The following is an 18,111-nucleotide window of genomic DNA, read 5'->3' as shown; positions in this document are numbered from 1 at the left end:
TGACCGATGATCCCTCGCTACTCCCGGCCGGAAATGGTGGCCATCTGGTCGCCCGAAACCCGGTTCCGCATCTGGTTCGAGATCGAGGCCTACGCTTGCGACGCACTGGCCGAGCTCGGCGTGATCCCGAAGGAGGCCGCCAAGACCATCTGGGAAAAGGGCGGGGCCGCGAAGTTCGACGTCGAGGCCATTGACGAGATCGAGCGCGTGACCAAGCACGACGTCATCGCCTTCCTCACCCATCTTGGCGAATTCGTCGGGCCGGATGCCCGCTTCATCCATCAGGGCATGACGTCCTCGGACGTTCTCGACACCTGCTTTGCCGTGCAGCTCACCCGCGCCAGCGACATCCTTCTGGCCGACATCGACGGCCTGCTTGCGGCGCTCAAGCGTCGCGCATTCGAACACAAGGACACTGTCACGATCGGGCGCAGCCATGGCATCCATGCCGAGCCGACAACCTTCGGCGTCAAGCTGGCGCAGGCCTATGCCGAATTCTCGCGCTGCCGCGAGCGGCTGGTGCACGCGCGTGAGGATATTGCGACGTGCGCCATTTCCGGTGCCGTCGGCACCTTCGCCAACATCGATCCCTATGTCGAAGAGCATGTGGCTGACAAACTCGGATTGAAGCCGGAGCCGGTGTCGACGCAGGTGATCCCGCGCGACCGCCACGCCATGTTCTTCGCGACGCTCGGTGTCATCGCCTCGTCGATCGAACGGCTGGCGATCGAGATCCGCCATCTGCAGCGCACCGAGGTGCTGGAGGCGGAGGAATATTTTTCGCCCGGACAAAAGGGCTCGTCGGCGATGCCGCACAAGCGCAACCCGGTGCTGACCGAAAACCTCACCGGGCTTGCGCGCATGGTGCGGTCCTTTGCGCTGCCGGCGATGGAGAATGTGGCGCTCTGGCACGAGCGCGATATTTCGCATTCGTCGGTCGAGCGGATGATTGGGCCGGATGCGACGGTGACGCTCGATTTCGCGCTGTCGCGGCTGACCAGCGTCGTCGACAGATTGCTCGTCTACCCCAACAACATGCTGAAGAACATGAACAAGTTCCGCGGCCTCGTGCATTCGCAGCGCGTGCTCTTAGCGTTGACCCAGGCGGGCGTCAGCCGTGAGGACGCCTATCGGCTGGTGCAGCGAAACGCCATGAAGGTGTGGGAGCAAGGCGCTGATTTCCTTGAGGAACTTCTCACCGACAAGGAGGTCACGGCAGCCTTGCCCGAAGCCGAGATCCGTGAGAAATTCGACCTTGGCTACCATACCAAGCATGTCGACACGATCTTCAAGCGCGTGTTCGGAGAAGCGTGATGATTTCGGCGGCCGGAGATTTCGATTTTCTCGCCCTGCCAGGGCGCGGCAATTCCGGACCGGATCACTGGATGTCGCATTGGTGCCGGGCGTTTCCCAATTCGAGCCGCGTGCTGCAGGCCGAATGGGACAGGCCGAACCCCGAGGACTGGATCGGCCGGGTGGACGCCGCGGTCGCCGCGGCCCCCCGGCGCGTGGTGCTGCTTGCGCATTCGCTGGCGGTGGCGACGGCGGTGAAGTGGGCCGCCGGGGCCAGTGAAAGCCAGCTCAACAAGGTTGCGGGCGCATTGCTGGTTGCGGCGACCAATGTCGAGGACCCTGATCCGTCCTTCGATCTGGTTCGTCCCTTCGCGCCGATGCCGCTGAAACGTTTGCCCTTTCCGACGCTGGTGGTGGCCAGCCGAACGGATCCGCGCGTCACCTTCGACCAGGCGACCGCCTTCGCCGCTGCCTGGGGCGCAGATCTCGCCGACGCCGGCGATCTCGGCCATATGGGGAACGAGACCCGCCTCGGCCTTTGGCCAGCGGGCCTGCTCATGCTCGGCCGCCTGCTGGAAAAGGCCCGCCTCTGACAGACTTCCGAAACGCTCAAGCCTTGCCGGGAACGGTCCTGATCACCGTTCCCCATGGGTCTTCGCGGGTCGTTGCCGCGGTTACATTGTCCGACCGCATTTCGACCCACGCGAGGCCGGACCGAGAAGGATCGCGGCGACCAGCGCCGGAGCTCTGCCACGCATTGGCGCCGATGTGGTGGTGGTAGCCGCCTGACGACAGGAACACCGCCGCGCTGCCATATTTCGCTACCGTGTCGAAGCCGAATTCCTCATGCCACCAGGTTTCGGCGTCTTCCGGCCTGCCGACGCGCAGATGGACGTGGCCGATGATGCTGTTGTCCGGCATGCCCTGCCAACCGGCATCGCCGGCCGGCACTTCGGCAACGACTGACGAAATATCCAGCCGTTCGGTCGCCATCGCTACCTTCTCGCCATTCCACTTCCAGTCCTCATGGCGGCGGTCGGCATAGATCTCGATGCCGTTGCCTTCAGGGTCGGTTAGATAAAGCGCCTCGCTGACCAGATGGTCGGAAGCGCCCTCGATGCCGATCTTGGCGGCGATGGCATGGTTGATCCAGCGACCAAGATCGGCACGGCTGGGCAGCAGGAAAGCGGTGTGGAAGAGGCCGGCGCTGCGCGGATCGTCGGGTTTTGCCGAGGTATCCGCCTGGATGTCGAGCAAGGGACGGTTACCGGCGCCTAACGTGATCGTGCCGCCGGCGCGGCTCAATTCCCGCAGACCGACGACACTGCGATAATAGGCGGCAAGGTTTTCGGCATCGCGCGCGCACAAGCCGACTCGGGCAACGCTGACCGGGGTCGTGGCGGCAAAAGGCAGTTCGCTCATCAGAGTCTCCGTTCGGGCGGCCCTCGACGAGATCCCCAAAGCCAGGAGCCCGGCGCCACCTACCATTGTACGTCGGGTCAGTTCCAAACCTTGGTTCTCATTACACGGCTGTTTCTTTCGATGACAGATCGCCGATCGCGATCGTTCACACAAGATGGCAAGAAGCGAACATGGTGTTCACTATTTTGAGCAAATCGCATGGATCAGACCCAATCGCGCCTGATCCTGTCCAAACTGCTTCACATTTTTTGGGATCATGCGCGGTTGCGAGACGTAACATCGCCCGCTACATGCGCGCCATGAAAGTCAGGGATGCAGACATTCTCATCGTGCCGGGCTACACCAATTCCGGCCCCGACCATTGGCAGAGCCGCTGGCAATCGAAATTGTCGACGGCACGCCGCGTCGAGCAGGCGGAATGGTCGAAGCCGGTGCGCGAGGACTGGACGGCGAGCGTGGCGAAGGCGGTCAACGAAGCCGAGCGGCCGGTCGTCATCGTGGCGCATTCGCTCGGCGTCGCGACTGCAATCCAGGCAATGCCGCAGTTCCAGCGCCCGGTCGCTGGAGCCTTCTTCGTGGCGCCTCCCGACGTCGCCAATCCCAAGATTAAACCCAGGCACCTGATGACCTTCGGCCCCTACCCGCGCAAACCGCTGGCATTTCCTTCGGTGGTGATCGCCAGCCGCAACGACCCGTTCTGCACGTTCGACGTCGCCGAGGACATTGCCGGCGCCTGGGGCTCGCTGTTCATCGACGCTGGCGAGGCCGGCCATCTCAATGCGGATTCCGGCTTCGGCCCGTGGCCCGAAGGCTCGATGACGTTCGCCAAGTTCCTGACGGACCTTTAGGACCCGAGCGAATCCTTTACGCTCTTCAGCAGGGTTTTTGCCCCCAGACCGATCAGCGCATGCTCGGAGCCCATGGCCAGCAGTCTATAGCCCATCGACACCACACGGCCGGCGATGGCCGGCTCGACGACGTAGATCGCGGCATGCTTGCCGGCCTTGCGCGTCCGTTCGGCAATCGAGGCGACGGTTTCCATCATGCTTTCCAGCGTCGAGTTGACGGTGGTGCCGTTCGACCAGGCAATCGAGAAATCCGATGGGCCGACGAAGATCCCGTCGATGCCCGGCGTGTCGAGGATGCCGTCGAGCGCATCGAGGGCGGCGCGCGTCTCGACCATGGCGAAGGCCATGGTGCGCTCGTTGCTGTCGCGCAGCCAATCGGCAAAGTCGCCCTTGCCATGGCGCGGAAAGGCATAGGTCGGGCCCCAGGAGCGCTCGCCGAGCGGCGGGTACTTCATGGCGGCGGCAAACAGCCGCGCGTCCGCCACCGAATTCACCATCGGCGCGATCACCGCCTCGGCGCCGAAGTCGAGCGCGCGGCTGGCCATGTCGAAGCGGCCGACCGGAATGCGCACCAGCGCCGGTTTGTTGGCGGCCAGCACCGGTCCAAGGCCGCGCAGTACGCTGTCCTCGTGATGTCCGCCATGCTGCATGTCGAGCGTGACGGCATCAAAACCCTGTCTGGAGAGGATTTCCACAGTCAAGGCATCCGGCACGCCCGACCATGCGGTGCATAGCGTTTCATCCGCCGCCAAGCGTGACTTCAGGGACATAGGCGCCTTCCTTGTTGGCTCTCGCATCGGCTCGGAAATCGGAATCGATTCTCGGAAAGGCACGATGAGAAACTCAGGGTGTTGGAGCGTATGTGCGTTCGAATGGACGCACGACGCACAAATGCAGTTTCAACCGGAAACGGCCGCAAAGGCAAAGAAAAACCGCCCGGATAAACCGGGCGGTCGATTGGTCCAGAAAGTCGATTTGGTCAGAGAAAGATCAGGTGTTCTTGATCTGTTCAATCGCCTGCGCCATCAAATCGTCCATGGTGCGACGAATCTGATGGTCCGACTGGTCGACCCCGGCTTCGTCGAAGTCCTTGCGGATCTTGCGGAAAACGTCGTGATCGCCGGCTTCCTCGATGTCGGCGACAACCACCTCTTTGGCATAGGCTTCGGCGGCGGCGCCGAACTTGCCCAGCTTTTCGGCGGCCCACATGCCGAGCGCCTTGTTGCGGCGCGCCGAAGCCTTGAACCGAAGTTCCTCGTCGAATGCGAATTTGCGCTCGAAGCCCTCTTCGCGATCTTTCATGCTGCTCATGGCATCCCTCCGGTCAATTCCGATTCGCTGGTAGTTGAATATGTGTGTTGCCGCAGCACAAACCAAAAGGCCGCAGGCCGGTCAATATGCTACGTCACGTGCTGCGCTGCGGCATTTCATTCCGGAAAGCGGTTGATTGAAAGGATTTGCCGATTGAGCAAACAGTGCGATTGGGATAGACAGCGCCATTGAACCTTACCGTTGCCGTACTAATTTAGGCAGGCGGACAGGAACTGGTCGTTTGCCGCCTGCCCGGAAATCCAGAGAAAAATCAGATGAAAAATCGCCGCCGCATTTATGAAGGCAAGGCCAAGATCCTCTATGAGGGACCTGAGCCGGGAACGCTGATCCAGTTCTTCAAGGACGACGCGACCGCTTTCAACAAGAAAAAGCACGAAGTCGTCGATGGCAAAGGTGTGCTCAACAACCGCATTTCCGAGCACATCTTCAACCATCTCAACCGGATGGGCATTCCGACCCACTTCATCCGCCGGCTCAACATGCGCGAGCAGTTGATCAAGGAAGTCGAGATCATCCCGCTCGAGGTGGTCGTACGCAATGTCGCCGCCGGTTCGCTGGCCAAGCGCCTCGGCATCGAGGAAGGCACCGTGCTGCCGCGCTCGATCATCGAGTTCTATTACAAGGCCGACGCGCTCGACGATCCGATGGTATCGGAGGAGCACATCACGGCTTTCGGCTGGGCGAGCCCGCAGGAGATCGACGACATCATGGCGCTCGCCATCCGCGTCAACGACTTCCTCTCCGGCCTGTTCATGGGCGTCGGCATCCAGCTCGTCGACTTCAAGATCGAGTGCGGCCGCCTGTTCGAGGGCGACATGATGCGCATCGTCGTCGCCGACGAGATCTCGCCCGACTCGTGCCGGCTGTGGGACGTGGCGACACAGGACAAGCTCGACAAGGACCGGTTCCGACGCGACATGGGCGGGCTGGTCGAAGCCTATCAGGAAGTCGCCCGCCGCCTCGGCATCATGAATGAGAACGAGCCGCCACGCCCCGCCGGGCCAGTGCTTGTCGCCTCGACCGATGGCGTCAGAGGCAAGCCGCACTGACGTTTGTGCCGCTCAACACGTCCAACAGGAGCTTATTCAGCGTGATCAAGGCCCGCATAACCGTAACCCTCAAGAACGGCGTGCTCGACCCGCAAGGCAAGGCGATCGAACACGCGCTGTCCGGGCTGGGTTTCGGTGGCGTCGGCCAGGTGCGGCAGGGCAAGGTCTTCGACGTCGAGCTTGCGGAAACCGACAAGGCCAAGGCCGAGGCCGATCTCAAAGCCATGTGCGACAAGCTTCTGGCGAATACGGTGATTGAGAACTATAGTGTGGCGATTACCTGAGGTTGTGCCGGAGGGCAGATGACGGAAGCCACGAATGAGTTGATGGATGAGCTTCTAGAGCGTGTGCATCACGAGGTCGCTGAACTTCGCCAAGATGTTTCCGAAGTGAAGCGGGAGTTGAACGTAGTTCGGGGTCACATGGTCGCAACGCAAAGCGACATTCATAACATCTACGGCATTCTTGGCCGTCAAGACGGTCGCCTCGAACGCATGGAACGCCGTCTTGAATTGCACGAACTCGCCGAAGCCCAGAGGCCTTACGAACCAAAATGAAATCAGCCGTCGTTCTTCTCCCCGGCCTCAACCGCGACCGCGACATGATCGCGGCACTGACCAAGATTTCCGGAACGCCGCCGGTCACCGTTTGGCAGACCGACACCGAAATTCCCGATGTCGACCTGATCGCCATTCCGGGTGGCTTTTCCTTCGGCGACTATCTGCGCTGCGGCGCCATCGCAGCCCGCATGCCGGTGATGCGGGCGGTGGCCGAAAAGGCAGCCAGGGGCGTCATGGTCATAGGCGTCTGCAATGGCTTCCAGATCCTGGTCGAGGCCGGCCTTTTGCCGGGCGCCCTGATGCGCAACACATCGCTGAAATTCGTCTGCCGGCAAGTCAAGCTGCAGATCGCCAACGCCAACACGATGTTCACCCGCCGTTATCAGCCGGGCCAGATCATCCGCTCGCCGGTGGCGCATCACGACGGCAATTATTTTGCCGACGCCGAGACGCTTCGAAGGCTCGAAGGCGAAGGTCAGGTCGTGTTCCGCTATGCCGAAGGCACCAACCCCAACGGCTCGATCAACGACATTGCCGGCATCATCAACAGCCAGGGCAATGTGCTGGGCCTGATGCCGCATCCCGAGAACCTGATCGAAGCAGCACATGGCGGCAGCGACGGCCGGGCACTGTTCGAAAGTGCCCTCGGCATCGCCGCTTGATATCTTCAGCATTCATCTTTCTTCGAACTTGAAATAGGCGCCGCATGAGCCTGAGACAGACGATCGCCCGCCTCGCTCTCGTCGCCACCGCCGGTTTTGTGCTCGCCTCCTGCCAGTCGGGCTCGAAGAACGCGCCGGCGCCTTCGGGCAAGAGTGCGTCGCTGCTTGCCATGGAGCAGGTGGCGATCGCCGCCCACAAGTGCTGGATCGCCAGCAAGGATGCTGCCTTCAAGCCCTATCAGATGGCCAACGAGCTGAATTCGTTCACCGGTACGCCACGCTTCCTGCTGGTCCCAGTCAAGCATTATGGAGCAAAGCCGTTGCTGGTCGTGCAGGCGCAAGGCAATTCGAGCCGCGTCGAATTGTTCGGTCCGCTGATGGCCGAACCGCTTGGCGCACGCATACGCTCGGACATTGCCCGCTGGCAGGTTGGCAATCCGGCCTGCGGCGCGGCCGCATAGGGCTGTGAGCCGCTTCCTGCAGATCGCCGGTCTGGTCATAGGTCTGGCCGGGCTTGTCCTGCAAATCTGCATCACCGTTCCGGCGTCGATGGAAGCCGGCCGCAGTTTTGTTGGCTCGCTGGTCTTCTACTTCAGCTTCTTCACCATCCTGACCAATATCGGCGCGGTGCTCGTGCATGTTTCGCTGCTGTCACCCAGTGGCTACGCCTGGTTCCCGGCTTTTGCCGGGCCGCGGATGCGGGCGGGCGTGGCGGTTGCCATAACCCTGGTCTTCATCGTCTATGCGACGGTTCTGGCACGCCTTTGGCAGCCGCAGGGCCTGTTCCTGCTCTGCGACGTCCTGCTGCACTATGTGACGCCGGTTCTGTTCGTGCTGTGGTGGCTTGTGGCAGGCGCCGATGGCTCGACGCGATGGCGCGATATTTCCTGGTGGATGATCTATCCCATCGCCTATCTGGTTTACGTGCTGGCGCGGGCGCCGATATCAGGCGAAGTGCCCTACCCGTTCCTCAACGTCGCCGAGAACGGCGCGGCCAGCGTCGCCATCTCAGCCCTGGTTATCACCGGGCTTTTTCTCGCGCTGTGCATAGTCGCCGTGCTTGCCGACCACGGCATCTCACGGATCAGGAGCCCCAGCGTCCATCAAGGTACGAAAAAGGCGTCCTGAGATCGTGTCTTCTTGAAGATGCGACAAGCCTCGGTGCACCATTCAGTCCCAGAACGGCCGGAGACCCTCATGATGGGCGTCGCAGCGAGAGATACCGATATCCTTGAGCTGATCGTCGGTCATTTCCAGCAATGCCAGCCGGCTGCGCCGGCGATCCAGCAAGCTGCCGATCCGGCTCGCGAGTGACCTGACCATACGTACCAGGCGATGGACATAGCCCCGCCGGCCCGATGGGCGGGCTCCGAAAAATTCAGCTCTCGCATAGTGGATTGACTCGATTGTATCCATTGTCCTGCTGCCAAATTCGAAATTGTAACCTTTTTGTCGCACAATCCATATGTATTGACTCTCAATTCGGTGCAATATAGAAAATTGTCACCATGACAAATTGGCTCCCAGACCTTACCGCCGGCTCCGGTCCTCTCTATCAGAGGCTTGCGGATTCCATTGAAACCGACATCGACCGCGGCGTGATCGGTGCGGGAGCAAAACTGCCGCCGCAGCGTGACCTGGCATACGACATCGGCACGACCGTCGGCACGATCGGTCGTGCCTACCAATTGTTGCGCGAGCGGGGGCTGGTGAGCGGCGAGGTCGGACGCGGCACCTATGTCCTGGGCCGGGATGACACCAAGGCCGATCCACTGGCATCCATCCCGCACGAGCAAGGCACGCGCCATATCGATGCGCCAAGCGGCAAGCTGCGCTTCGACAGCACGGCTGCGCCTGACATCGGCCAAGGCGACATTGTCGCCGGTGTGCTCTCGCTTACGGCACAGGACCATCCGCATGAGATTTCGAGCTACACGCGGGATTTTCCCGATCGCTGGTTCGAGGCCGGCAGAAGCTGGCTGTCACGAAATTCGTTTCGCCCGATACCTGACGGCATCGTTCCGACGCTCGGCACCCATGCAGCGGTGATGGCGGCGATTGCCGCGCTGACCACGCCCGGCGACTATGTTGTTTTCGAGCACCTCACCTATTCGCAGATTTCCCGCAGCGCAGGCCTGATCGGCCGCCGCACCGCGCTGGTGACGTCGGACGAGGACGGCATCGATCCAGAGGATTTCGAGCGCGTCTGTGCGCAAAAGCACCCGAAAATGATGTTCCTGATGCCGACGGCCAAGAACCCCACATTGGTGACGCTGCCGGCAACGCGACGCGAGGCAATCGCGCGTGTCGCGCGCCAATACAATGTCGTCCTGATCGAGGACGATCTCTATGGCAACCTGACCGACGACCCGACGCCGCTATTGGCCGAATATGCCCCGGAACGGACCATCGTTGCCGGCGGCCTGTCGAAGTCGGTCGCAGCGGGTGTTCGCGGTGGCTGGCTCGCCTGTCCGCCGGCCTATCGCCACCGGATCCGGATCGCTCACAAGATGCTGACCGGTGGCCTGCCCTTCCTCCTGGCGGAAGTGTGTACCCGGCTGGTTCTGTCCGGCCAGGCCAGTGAGATGCGCAAGCGCAGCATCGTCGAAATCAACGCGCGCATCGCAATCGTGCGCGCGACACTGGCCGGGTTCGACTTCAAGGCGGTGAACAATGTGCCCTTCGTCTGGCTCACCCTGCCTGATCCATGGCTTTCCGGCACCTTCAAGAATGCCTGTCTCGAACATGGCGTGCTCATCGACGACGAGGACGAATTCAAGGCGGGCCGTTCCGAACAGGTTTTCCATGGCGTCCGTTTTGGCGTTTCACAGCCGCAGCGGCGAGAGGACATCGCGGACGGCGTCGGTGTAATCCGGCGGCTTCTGGATGAAGGCCGCGCCGGCTACGACAGTTTCTCCTGAGCCGACTTGAAACCGGCGGGTCGCGTAGCGATCTTTCGCCAGTTGCTGCACCCGGCGGCTTTCCATCGTTTTCGTCGCTTGATGGGGTGTATCGGCTGCAAAGCTTGCGATAAGAGGGGACTCGATCCCAAGGATATAAATTGCCGCCCATGACCATTTCCAATTCCGTGCCGATCACTCCGGAACTCATCGCCGCGCACGGGCTGAAGCCCGACGAATATCAGCGCATCCTCGACCTGGTCGGACGCGAGCCAAGCTTCACCGAGCTCGGCATCTTCTCGGCGATGTGGAACGAGCATTGCTCTTACAAATCCTCGAAAAAGTGGTTGCGCACGCTGCCGACCACCGGGCCGCGGGTCATCCAGGGTCCGGGCGAGAATGCCGGCGTGGTCGACATCGGCGACGGCGACTGCGTCGTCTTCAAGATGGAGAGCCACAACCACCCCTCCTACATCGAGCCCTATCAGGGGGCGGCGACCGGCGTCGGTGGCATCCTGCGCGACGTCTTCACCATGGGCGCGCGGCCGATCGCGGCGATGAACGCGCTGCGCTTCGGTGCACCGGACCATCCCAAGACCAAACACCTGGTTGCCGGCGTCGTTTCCGGCGTTGGCGGCTACGGCAATTCCTTCGGCGTGCCGACGGTCGGCGGCGAGGTCAATTTCGACGCGCGCTACAACGGCAACATCCTGGTCAACGCCTTTGCGGCGGGGCTCGCCAAGACGGACGCGATCTTCCTGTCGGAAGCCAAGGGCGTCGGACTGCCGGTCGTCTATCTCGGCGCCAAGACCGGCCGCGACGGCGTCGGCGGCGCCACCATGGCCTCGGCCGAATTCGACGACAAGATCGACGAGAAGCGGCCTACCGTTCAGGTCGGCGACCCGTTCACCGAAAAATGTCTGCTTGAAGCCTGCCTCGAATTGATGGCGTCCGGCGCCGTCATCGCCATCCAGGACATGGGGGCTGCCGGCCTCACCTGCTCGGCGGTCGAAATGGGCGCCAAGGGCGATCTCGGCATCCAGCTCGACCTCGACAAGGTGCCGGTGCGCGAGGAGCGCATGAGCGCCTATGAGATGATGCTGTCGGAGAGCCAGGAGCGCATGCTGATGGTGCTGCGCCCCGAAAAGGAAAAAGAGGCCGAGGCGATCTTCCACAAATGGGGCCTCGACTTCGCCATCGTCGGCAAAACCACCGACGATCTGCGCTTTCGCGTGTTGCACCAGGGCGACGAAGTCGCCAATCTGCCGATCAAGGACCTTGGCGACCAGGCGCCGGAATATGACCGCCCCTGGACCGAGCCGAAGAAGCCGGCGTCCCTGGCGGCCAGCGATGCACCGCAAGCGGATGTCGCCGAGGCGTTGTTGGGACTGCTTGGCGGACCGGACCTGTCCTCGCGCCGCTGGGTGTGGGAGCAATACGACACGCTGATCCAGGGCAATTCGCTGCAGCTTCCGGGCGGCGATGCTGGCGTCGTGCGCGTCGATGGTCATCCGGCCAAGGCGCTCGCCTTCTCCTCCGACGTGACGCCGCGCTATTGCGAGGCCGACCCTTACGAGGGCGGCAAGCAGGCGGTCGCCGAATGCTGGCGCAATCTTACCGCCACGGGCGCCCTGCCGCTCGCAGCCACCGACAATCTCAATTTCGGCAATCCGGAGCGGCCCGAGATCATGGGCCAGTTGGTCGGAGCCGTGAAAGGCATCGGCGATGCCTGTCGTGCGCTCGGCTTTCCGATCGTCTCCGGCAATGTTTCGCTCTACAACGAAACCAACGGGCAAGGCATCTTGCCGACGCCGACCATCGGCGGCGTCGGACTGATCGCCGACTGGTCGAAGATGGCGCGGATCGGCTTTGCCGCCGAGGGCCAGATGATCGTGCTGGTCGGCGCGCCGTCCATGTGGGGGACGCATCTGGCCCAGTCGGCCTATATGCGCGACATTCACGGCCGCACCGACGGCCCGCCGCCGCCGGTCGATCTCGATCATGAAAAACGCGTCGGCGACCATGTGCGCGCCCTGATCGTCTCCGGCGTCGTTACCGCAGCACACGACGTTTCCGATGGCGGCATTGCTGTCGCGCTGGCCGAAATGGCGATGGCGTCCGGCATCGGCGCAACCGTCCCCGGCCTGGTCGGAACTGATCCAATCCCGGTCTGGTTTGGCGAGGATCAGGGTCGTTACCTCTTGACGCTGTCGATCGATCCGCAGAGCGACGAATGGGACGCCATTCGCGAACAGCAGAGCAAGCTCGGTATCTTCGCGCCGTGGATCGGCTCGACCGGCGGGCGCGAATTGAAACTCGGCGAGGCGCGTGCGATACCGGTCAGCGAATTGACCGCAGCCCACGAATCCTGGTTTCCTCGCTTCATGGGCAACGAGGTCGTGGACCCGTGATATGACCGAATGGGGCGTTCGATGTGGTTCATCCGCCTTTTCGACCATATCTATGAGATCACGAGCTGAACAAGGGATCCTCGCATGGCAATGGATGCGCACGACATCGAACGGCTGATCAAGGAAGGCATTCCGGACGCCAAGGTGACGATTCGCGACCTGGCCGGCGACGGCGACCATTATGCGGCCGAGGTGGTGGCCGAAAGCTTTCGCGGAAAGAGCCGCGTGCAGCAGCATCAGATGGTCTACGACGCACTGAAGGGCAATATGGGCGGCGTGCTGCACGCGCTCGCTTTGCAGACCAGCGTGCCGGACTGAGCTTTCGCGTCCAACTCCTCGTCACCTTTTCGCCGACACCGCGATAATCGGCCCTGCCGGGTATTTTCCGCCGACGATCATCCTGTTGCCGTTCGACAGTGCCGAAACCACCCCGTCGAAGAAAAGCGCATTGGGACAATGAAGCGCGTCGCGAAACAGCCGTGCGAAGCTGCCGAGACTAACCTCCGAGCGCGAGATCGCCAGCACGACCGTGTCGCCGTCGCGCACGCCGGCACCATTGTGGACATAGCGCGATGCGCCGTTCGCCTCGAAGCGAGGATGGACCCGGCCGTCGAGCACCAGCATCGGGCCGGATTGCGTGGCGAACTCAACATCCGGCTTTGCGGCGGCATAGGCGTTCGTTTCCATGACCGCCGCCTTGCCGTCCTTCCGGACCAGGAACACACCATTCGGCTTCAGGAAGAAATTGCCTTCGCCATCAGCCAGGTTGAGCGGCGCCGCCTCGTGACCATTTTCGACGAGAAGGCCGACCGGCGTCAGATCCTCATGGTACATGCCGGCGTTCATGGCGAGCAGCGCCGGTCTTCCCTCGCCCGACATCGCCTTGTCGGACTTCTCCAGCGAGCCGAAGGCCTTGCCATCTGCGCCGGCGTGCAAGACGCCGATGTCATAGGCGCGAAGATCGATCTCGCAGACGATGTAGGGAACCGCCTCGAAGCTAAAATCCCGGCATGGTCCGGGCAGTTCGCCGCCGACAGTGACAGGAATGCGCGCGGATGGTCTGAACCACCAGATCAAGGCCAGCGTAACGAGCAGGACACCAATCAGGATTGCCGCGCTGTGCCGTCTTTTCATCGCTTTCCGGGGAAAATATCTGGTCGATGCTGTTGGCCCAATATCAGGCCGTCCTTTGCGCCATTTGCGTGACGATGCGGCAAACGTCTTGTTTCGAGCAACCTATGGGTTTATTTGAAGGGTAATGTTTCGAGCCTGACTCTCGCAGGCATGAAAGGATTATCCATGAGCGGTATCAACGACTACATCGACAGCGAAGTGAAGAGCAACGAAGTCGTTCTCTTCATGAAGGGTACGCCCGGTTTCCCGCAATGCGGATTTTCCGGTCAGGTCGTGCAGATTCTCGACTACATCGGGGCCGACTACAAGGGCGTGAACGTGCTGACCTCGGCCGAGCTGCGGCAAGGTATCAAGGAATATTCCAACTGGCCGACGATCCCTCAGCTCTACGTCAAGGGTGAGTTTGTTGGCGGCTGCGACATCATCCGCGAGATGTTCCAAGCAGGCGAGCTTCAGACGTTCCTCGTCGAAAAAGGCGTGAGCGTCAAAGGCGCCGTCTGACGAACGCGCCGGGGAGCCCCCACTTCGGCAAAAAGTTTTTCCTCCCAGTATCGGGAGACAAGACGAATGAATGCGCCGGCGCGCCGGCGCTTTCGTTTGAAGATCGGACTTTGCCGTGGACCAGCATGCACAAGCGCCGCAACAGGCAACCACCTTGCCTATTCCGCGCTGGGAATTCATCGCGCTATGCGCTGCGTTGATGGCGCTCAACTCGCTGGCCATCGACATCATGCTGCCGGCGCTGCAGCAGATCGGCGCCTCGCTGGGCGTGGAAAATGAAAACCACCGCCAATATGTGGTTGCCGCCTATATTCTGGGCTTTGGCGGCGGGCAGCTCTTCTTTGGACCGATCTCGGACCGTTTCGGACGCCGCGCTCCGCTCGTCGCCGGACTGGTGATCTATGTCGCGGCGGCGGGTGCGGCGGCAATCGCCCCGACATTCGCTACCCTTATCCTGTGCAGGGTGGTGCAAGGCATCGGCGCCGCGGCCACACGCGTCATCGCCGTCTCGATCGTGCGCGACACGTTCGACGGCCGGCGCATGGCCGAGGTCATGTCGCTGATCTTCATGGTGTTCATGGCCATCCCGGTGGTGGCGCCCGGCATCGGCCAGCTCATCATGCTGTTCGCGACCTGGCACGTGATCTTCATCACCATGGCGGCAGGAGCCCTGATCGTGGCGGCATGGGCGCTACTGCGCTTGCCGGAAACGCTGCATCCCGAATATCGTCGGCCGCTGACGGTCTCATCCATCGTCGGTGGTTTCCGCATCGTACTGACCAACCGCATGGCGCTTTGCTATGCCTTCGCCAGCACTTTTGCCTTCGGCGCGATGTTCGGCTTCATCAACTCGGCACAGCAGATCTATGTCGGCGTCTTCGGCGTCGGCGAGATGTTCCCGGTGATTTTCGCGGGGATAGCCGGCGTGCTCGCCTTTTCGAACTATCTGAATTCGCGCCTTGTCGGCCGCATCGGCATGCGCCGCCTGTCGCAGAGCGCGCTGCTCTTGTTTCTGGCCATCAGCCTCGCCTGGCTGATCGTTTCCATCCAAATGAAGATGCCGCTTTGGCTTTTCATCACCTTCTTCGCCGGCGCGATGGTCCCGTTCGGCGCACTCGGCGCGAATTTCAACGCGCTCGCCATGGAGCCGCTCGGCCAGTTGGCCGGCACGGCATCGTCCATTCTGGGTTTCATGCAGACCTTCCTCGGCGGCCTGCTCGGCACGCTGATCGGCCAAGCTTTCAACGGCACAGTGACGCCCTTGGCCGCCGGATTCTGCAGCGTCTCGCTTGGCGCATTGGTGATGGTGCTGATCGCCGAGCGCGGCAAGTTCTTCCAGCCGCAGAACCCGCCGGTCTAGTTCTGGCAGACGGCGACGACAGAGGACTATTCGTGCTTCGAAAGAACGGTGGATCGAACGGTGAAGACCTGCCTTCTCCGCGATGCAGCCTGCCTCTTGCGAGGCCGTTCCCGAGAACCGACACTGAAATCCTAACCGTAAGCCATCCGTAAGCTGCGGTCGAAGAACCTCATCTTGACAATCCAATCAGCTGACAACGCCGACTGGGGTCGCCAACTTCGATCAGCCTTGTTGTGAACATGGAGGCCATTATGGGGAAAGAAAACTTGGATCTCGAAGGGCTGGCCGAAGTGCCAGTGCGCCAGCTCTCCAAATTCCTGAGAGTGATCGCGGAGTACGATCTGTGGGATGAAGTCGAACAACAGCTGAGAGATCACGGCTGCGATAAAGTGCTCATGAGCTTCGAACCTGTCAGGTCGATCGGGGCTATCGCCGAGGCTAGGGCACGAGAGCTGGCAGGCAAAAAGCCGGATACTCCTTCCAAACTGGCCCGTTGCGGATGCAACGGGCCGCTGGGTCCTCGACCAGGCCCGGTAACTCCGGGAGGTTCGAACGCCGGCGCGGGTAGCGATGGTGGTTCCACGCGTCCGCGATGGTTGGCAGTCCGGGTCGACTCATTTGTCGAGCGTATCGAGCGCAGCTCGAGCTAGCTCGGGTTTAGTGGCGCACCATGCCGGCGTCGACATTCAGCGTCTGGCCGGTGATCCAGCGCGCATCGTCGGAGGCAAGGAACGACACCACATCGGCAATGTGTTCCGGCTGCCCTTTGCCTTTCATCGCCTGAAGCATCTCGACGAAGCCGAACGCCTCGTTATGCGGGCTCGCCTTGACGCCATCGCTCTCGATCAAGCCGGGCGTCACCGCGTTGGCGGTGATGTTGTATTTGCCCAGTTCGGTGGCCATTGCCCGGGTGAAGCCAATGACGCCGCCCTTAGCCGCGACATAGGCCGCCATGTTCGGCGTGCCGGCAAAGAAGGTGTTGGAGGCAATGCTGATCACCCGTCCGGCCTTGCCGGCGGCACGCATCTGGTCCGTTCCCGCCCGGCTGACGATGAAGGTGCCGGTCAGATTGACGTCGATGATCTTGCGCCAATGGTCGAGATCGACATCGTCCCAGGCGACGAACGGCACGATGCTGGCATTGTTGACCAGAATGTCGATGCCCCCGGTCAGGGCCTGGATTTCTGTGAAGAGGGCCTTGACCGACGCAGGATCGGAAATGTCGGCGGCAATCGCCTTTGCTTTTCCGCCGATCGACGCGGCCGCCATCTTGGCGCCTTGCGCGTTGATGTCGCTGACGATGACGGTCGCGCCATCGGCGGCCAACCGCGCCGCGATCGCCTTGCCGATGCCTTGTGCGGCCCCGGTAACCAGGGCCGTCTTTCCCCCAAGCCGTTCAGTCATTTCCGTACTCCATGGATCTGTGATGCTGTGAAATCATCTCAATCGTCGGCGTCGATAACGGCCAGCGCCGCGTCGATGCCTTTGCCGACTGCGAGCTTCTGGCCCAAGGCATTCATCGCGCCGCCAAGTGCCGTCAGCGCCGCGATCGCATAGATCGGCTGGGCGGTCGGGCCCATATGGCCGATACGTGTCAGCCTGCCCAATGTTTCGCCGCGGCCAGACGAAAACACCACGCCGTAGCGGACGCGTGCGGCCTGGCGAAGCGCCTTCTCGTCGACGCCTTCGGGCGTCCGCACGGCGGTCGTGGTCGGCGACGCGATGGCGTCGCTGGCGGCCCAGATCGACAGGCCCATGGCGGCGACGCCCGCGCGCATGGCCCTGGCGGTGAGTGCGTGGCGCGCCCACACCGCCTCCGCTCCCTCGTTGAGGTAGAGGTCGAGCGCGACGTCGAGCCCGTTCATCTCCGCGACGGACGGCGTGAACGGAAACGGCTGGTCCTTCGACCAAGCATGTTCCCAGTCGACGATGCTGAGCATCGACGCGCGTGGCGCCAGTGGATTTGCCTTCATCTTGGCCCAGGCCCGCTCGCTGACGCCCATCATGGTGAGGCCGGGAGGCGCGCCCAGGCATTTGTTCGGGCCGGTGACGTAGATATCGGCCTTGCAGTCCTGCGGATGCGTTTTCATGCCGCCGAAGGACGAAACGGCATCGATGATCAGATAGGCGCCATGCGCCGAAACCAGCGCACCGATGGCATCGATCGGGTTGATGGTGCCCGACGGCGTGTCGTGGTGGCAGACGGAGACGATGGTGATTTCCGGATGCGCTTTCAGCGTCTCCGCAACCGCCTGCGGGTCGATCGCCTCGTTGTAGGGCACCTCGATTTCGAGCAGATGCGGCGAATAGCGCTTCGCCCAATAGCCAAACCCCTTGCCGTAGACTCCGGAAGCAAGGTTGAGCACGACGTCGTCGGGCGTGATCAGGGAGGCTGCCGCGGCCTCCAGGCCAAGGACCGGCTCGCCATGGAGAATGACCGGCTTGTTCGACAGCCGCATCGCCTTCTGCGCCTTATCGACCACCCCCTCGTAGAAGAGCTGGAACGCTGGGTCGTAGTCGTAGAGCACGGTGCGAGCGAGGCCGCGTAGCACGGCGGGATAGGCGTTCACCGGCCCCGCGGTCAGCGTGATGACCGGTTCGGCGTGTTCGAAATAGCGCATGATCTTGTCTCCGGTCGG

At 62.1% G+C, this 18,111-nt stretch carries 22 protein-coding genes; 15 read left to right on the top strand and 7 right to left on the bottom strand.

The window, feature by feature from the left end; genetic code table 11:
• The first annotated feature begins 6 nt into the window (after window positions 1–6).
• On the top strand, window positions 7–1,314 hold the full coding sequence (gene purB, locus EJ066_RS21400) for an adenylosuccinate lyase (RefSeq protein ID WP_126041413.1): 1,308 nt from the start codon (window positions 7–9) through the stop codon (window positions 1,312–1,314).
• Window positions 1,314–1,886, top strand: a complete 573-nt coding sequence (locus EJ066_RS21395; protein WP_126041411.1) for an alpha/beta hydrolase — start codon at window positions 1,314–1,316, stop codon at window positions 1,884–1,886. The genes purB and EJ066_RS21395 overlap by 1 nt, the downstream gene beginning before the upstream one ends.
• Before the next feature lie 16 nt (window positions 1,887–1,902).
• On the opposite strand, the gene EJ066_RS21390 is transcribed toward EJ066_RS21395, so the two are convergent.
• On the bottom strand, window positions 1,903–2,715 hold the full coding sequence (locus EJ066_RS21390; protein WP_126041408.1) for a VOC family protein: 813 nt from the start codon (window positions 2,713–2,715) through the stop codon (window positions 1,903–1,905).
• 299 nt (window positions 2,716–3,014) lie between these two features.
• On the opposite strand from EJ066_RS21390, the gene EJ066_RS21385 reads away from it, so the two are divergent.
• On the top strand, window positions 3,015–3,563 hold the full coding sequence (locus EJ066_RS21385; protein WP_126043996.1) for an alpha/beta hydrolase: 549 nt from the start codon (window positions 3,015–3,017) through the stop codon (window positions 3,561–3,563).
• On the opposite strand, the gene EJ066_RS21380 is transcribed toward EJ066_RS21385, so the two are convergent.
• Together EJ066_RS21380 and EJ066_RS21375 are read right to left on the bottom strand one after the other, a co-directional pair.
• Window positions 3,560–4,333 carry an HpcH/HpaI aldolase/citrate lyase family protein gene (locus EJ066_RS21380; protein WP_126041406.1) on the bottom strand — a complete coding sequence of 258 codons (774 nt, stop codon included), beginning with the start codon at window positions 4,331–4,333 and terminating at the stop codon, window positions 3,560–3,562. The genes EJ066_RS21385 and EJ066_RS21380 overlap by 4 nt on opposite strands.
• Window positions 4,334–4,553: 220 nt before the next feature.
• Window positions 4,554–4,874 (bottom strand): DUF1476 domain-containing protein, encoded by a 321-nt coding sequence (locus EJ066_RS21375; protein ID WP_126041405.1) that lies wholly within the window; start codon window positions 4,872–4,874, stop codon window positions 4,554–4,556.
• 275 nt (window positions 4,875–5,149) lie between these two features.
• Between EJ066_RS21375 and purC the strand changes: the two genes are divergently transcribed.
• Genes purC through EJ066_RS21345 form a run of 6 tightly spaced genes read left to right on the top strand, consistent with a single transcriptional unit; the run spans window position 5,150 to window position 8,294 of the window.
• A complete protein-coding gene (gene purC / locus EJ066_RS21370; RefSeq protein WP_126041403.1) occupies window positions 5,150–5,944 on the top strand; it encodes a phosphoribosylaminoimidazolesuccinocarboxamide synthase in 795 nt (264 codons plus the stop codon).
• Window positions 5,945–5,985: 41 nt separating this feature from the next.
• Window positions 5,986–6,228: a phosphoribosylformylglycinamidine synthase subunit PurS gene (gene purS, locus EJ066_RS21365; RefSeq protein WP_126041401.1), complete on the top strand. Its 243-nt coding sequence runs from the start codon at window positions 5,986–5,988 to the stop codon at window positions 6,226–6,228.
• Between the two features lie 18 nt (window positions 6,229–6,246).
• Window positions 6,247–6,501, top strand: coding sequence for a hypothetical protein (locus EJ066_RS21360; protein WP_126041399.1), 255 nt, complete (start codon window positions 6,247–6,249; stop codon window positions 6,499–6,501).
• Entirely contained in the window at window positions 6,498–7,166 is a 669-nt protein-coding gene (gene purQ, locus EJ066_RS21355) for a phosphoribosylformylglycinamidine synthase subunit PurQ (RefSeq protein WP_126041397.1), read from the top strand. Before EJ066_RS21360 ends, purQ begins: the two co-directional genes overlap by 4 nt.
• 44 nt (window positions 7,167–7,210) lie before the next feature.
• Window positions 7,211–7,627, top strand: a complete 417-nt coding sequence (locus EJ066_RS21350; RefSeq protein WP_126041395.1) for a hypothetical protein — start codon at window positions 7,211–7,213, stop codon at window positions 7,625–7,627.
• Between the two features lie 4 nt (window positions 7,628–7,631).
• Window positions 7,632–8,294, top strand: coding sequence for a Pr6Pr family membrane protein (locus EJ066_RS21345; protein WP_126041393.1), 663 nt, complete (start codon window positions 7,632–7,634; stop codon window positions 8,292–8,294).
• A 42-nt stretch (window positions 8,295–8,336) separates the two neighbouring features.
• Here the strand turns inward: EJ066_RS21345 and EJ066_RS21340 are convergent, their stop codons facing one another.
• Entirely contained in the window at window positions 8,337–8,582 is a 246-nt protein-coding gene (locus tag EJ066_RS21340) for a DUF1127 domain-containing protein (protein WP_126041391.1), read from the bottom strand.
• A 92-nt stretch (window positions 8,583–8,674) separates the two neighbouring features.
• Between EJ066_RS21340 and EJ066_RS21335 the strand changes: the two genes are divergently transcribed.
• The 3 genes from EJ066_RS21335 (at window position 8,675) to EJ066_RS21325 (ending at window position 12,795) form a co-directional block, all read left to right on the top strand.
• Window positions 8,675–10,087: a PLP-dependent aminotransferase family protein gene (locus EJ066_RS21335; protein ID WP_126041389.1), complete on the top strand. Its 1,413-nt coding sequence runs from the start codon at window positions 8,675–8,677 to the stop codon at window positions 10,085–10,087.
• A gap of 149 nt (window positions 10,088–10,236) precedes the next feature.
• Window positions 10,237–12,477 carry a phosphoribosylformylglycinamidine synthase subunit PurL gene (purL, locus tag EJ066_RS21330; RefSeq protein WP_126041387.1) on the top strand — a complete coding sequence of 747 codons (2,241 nt, stop codon included), beginning with the start codon at window positions 10,237–10,239 and terminating at the stop codon, window positions 12,475–12,477.
• Between the two features lie 84 nt (window positions 12,478–12,561).
• Window positions 12,562–12,795, top strand: coding sequence for a BolA family transcriptional regulator (locus tag EJ066_RS21325; protein WP_023674714.1), 234 nt, complete (start codon window positions 12,562–12,564; stop codon window positions 12,793–12,795).
• Window positions 12,796–12,816: 21 nt separating this feature from the next.
• Here the strand turns inward: EJ066_RS21325 and EJ066_RS21320 are convergent, their stop codons facing one another.
• Window positions 12,817–13,611 (bottom strand): phosphodiester glycosidase family protein, encoded by a 795-nt coding sequence (locus tag EJ066_RS21320; RefSeq protein WP_126041385.1) that lies wholly within the window; start codon window positions 13,609–13,611, stop codon window positions 12,817–12,819.
• A 165-nt stretch (window positions 13,612–13,776) separates the two neighbouring features.
• On the opposite strand from EJ066_RS21320, the gene grxD reads away from it, so the two are divergent.
• The 3 genes from grxD to EJ066_RS21305 all read left to right on the top strand — a co-directional run bounded on the left by grxD (window position 13,777) and on the right by EJ066_RS21305 (window position 16,122).
• The gene (gene grxD, locus EJ066_RS21315; protein WP_126041382.1) at window positions 13,777–14,112 is read left to right on the top strand and encodes a Grx4 family monothiol glutaredoxin; all 336 of its coding nucleotides are present in this window, start codon (window positions 13,777–13,779) and stop codon (window positions 14,110–14,112) included.
• Window positions 14,113–14,227: 115 nt separating this feature from the next.
• On the top strand, window positions 14,228–15,472 hold the full coding sequence (locus tag EJ066_RS21310) for a multidrug effflux MFS transporter (RefSeq protein ID WP_126041380.1): 1,245 nt from the start codon (window positions 14,228–14,230) through the stop codon (window positions 15,470–15,472).
• A gap of 251 nt (window positions 15,473–15,723) precedes the next feature.
• Window positions 15,724–16,122, top strand: a complete 399-nt coding sequence (locus EJ066_RS21305) for a hypothetical protein (RefSeq protein WP_126041378.1) — start codon at window positions 15,724–15,726, stop codon at window positions 16,120–16,122.
• Window positions 16,123–16,129: 7 nt separating this feature from the next.
• On the opposite strand, the gene EJ066_RS21300 is transcribed toward EJ066_RS21305, so the two are convergent.
• Together EJ066_RS21300 and EJ066_RS21295 are read right to left on the bottom strand one after the other, a co-directional pair.
• Window positions 16,130–16,876, bottom strand: a complete 747-nt coding sequence (locus EJ066_RS21300; RefSeq protein ID WP_126041376.1) for an SDR family NAD(P)-dependent oxidoreductase — start codon at window positions 16,874–16,876, stop codon at window positions 16,130–16,132.
• Between the two features lie 38 nt (window positions 16,877–16,914).
• Window positions 16,915–18,093 carry an alanine--glyoxylate aminotransferase family protein gene (locus EJ066_RS21295; RefSeq protein ID WP_126041374.1) on the bottom strand — a complete coding sequence of 393 codons (1,179 nt, stop codon included), beginning with the start codon at window positions 18,091–18,093 and terminating at the stop codon, window positions 16,915–16,917.
• Window positions 18,094–18,111 lie beyond the last annotated feature (18 nt).

Source organism: Mesorhizobium sp. M9A.F.Ca.ET.002.03.1.2, from assembly GCF_003952365.1.
GTDB lineage: Bacteria > Pseudomonadota > Alphaproteobacteria > Rhizobiales > Rhizobiaceae > Mesorhizobium.
Note: the sequence above shows the minus strand (reverse complement) of the source record. Positions and strands in the feature narration are given on the sequence as shown.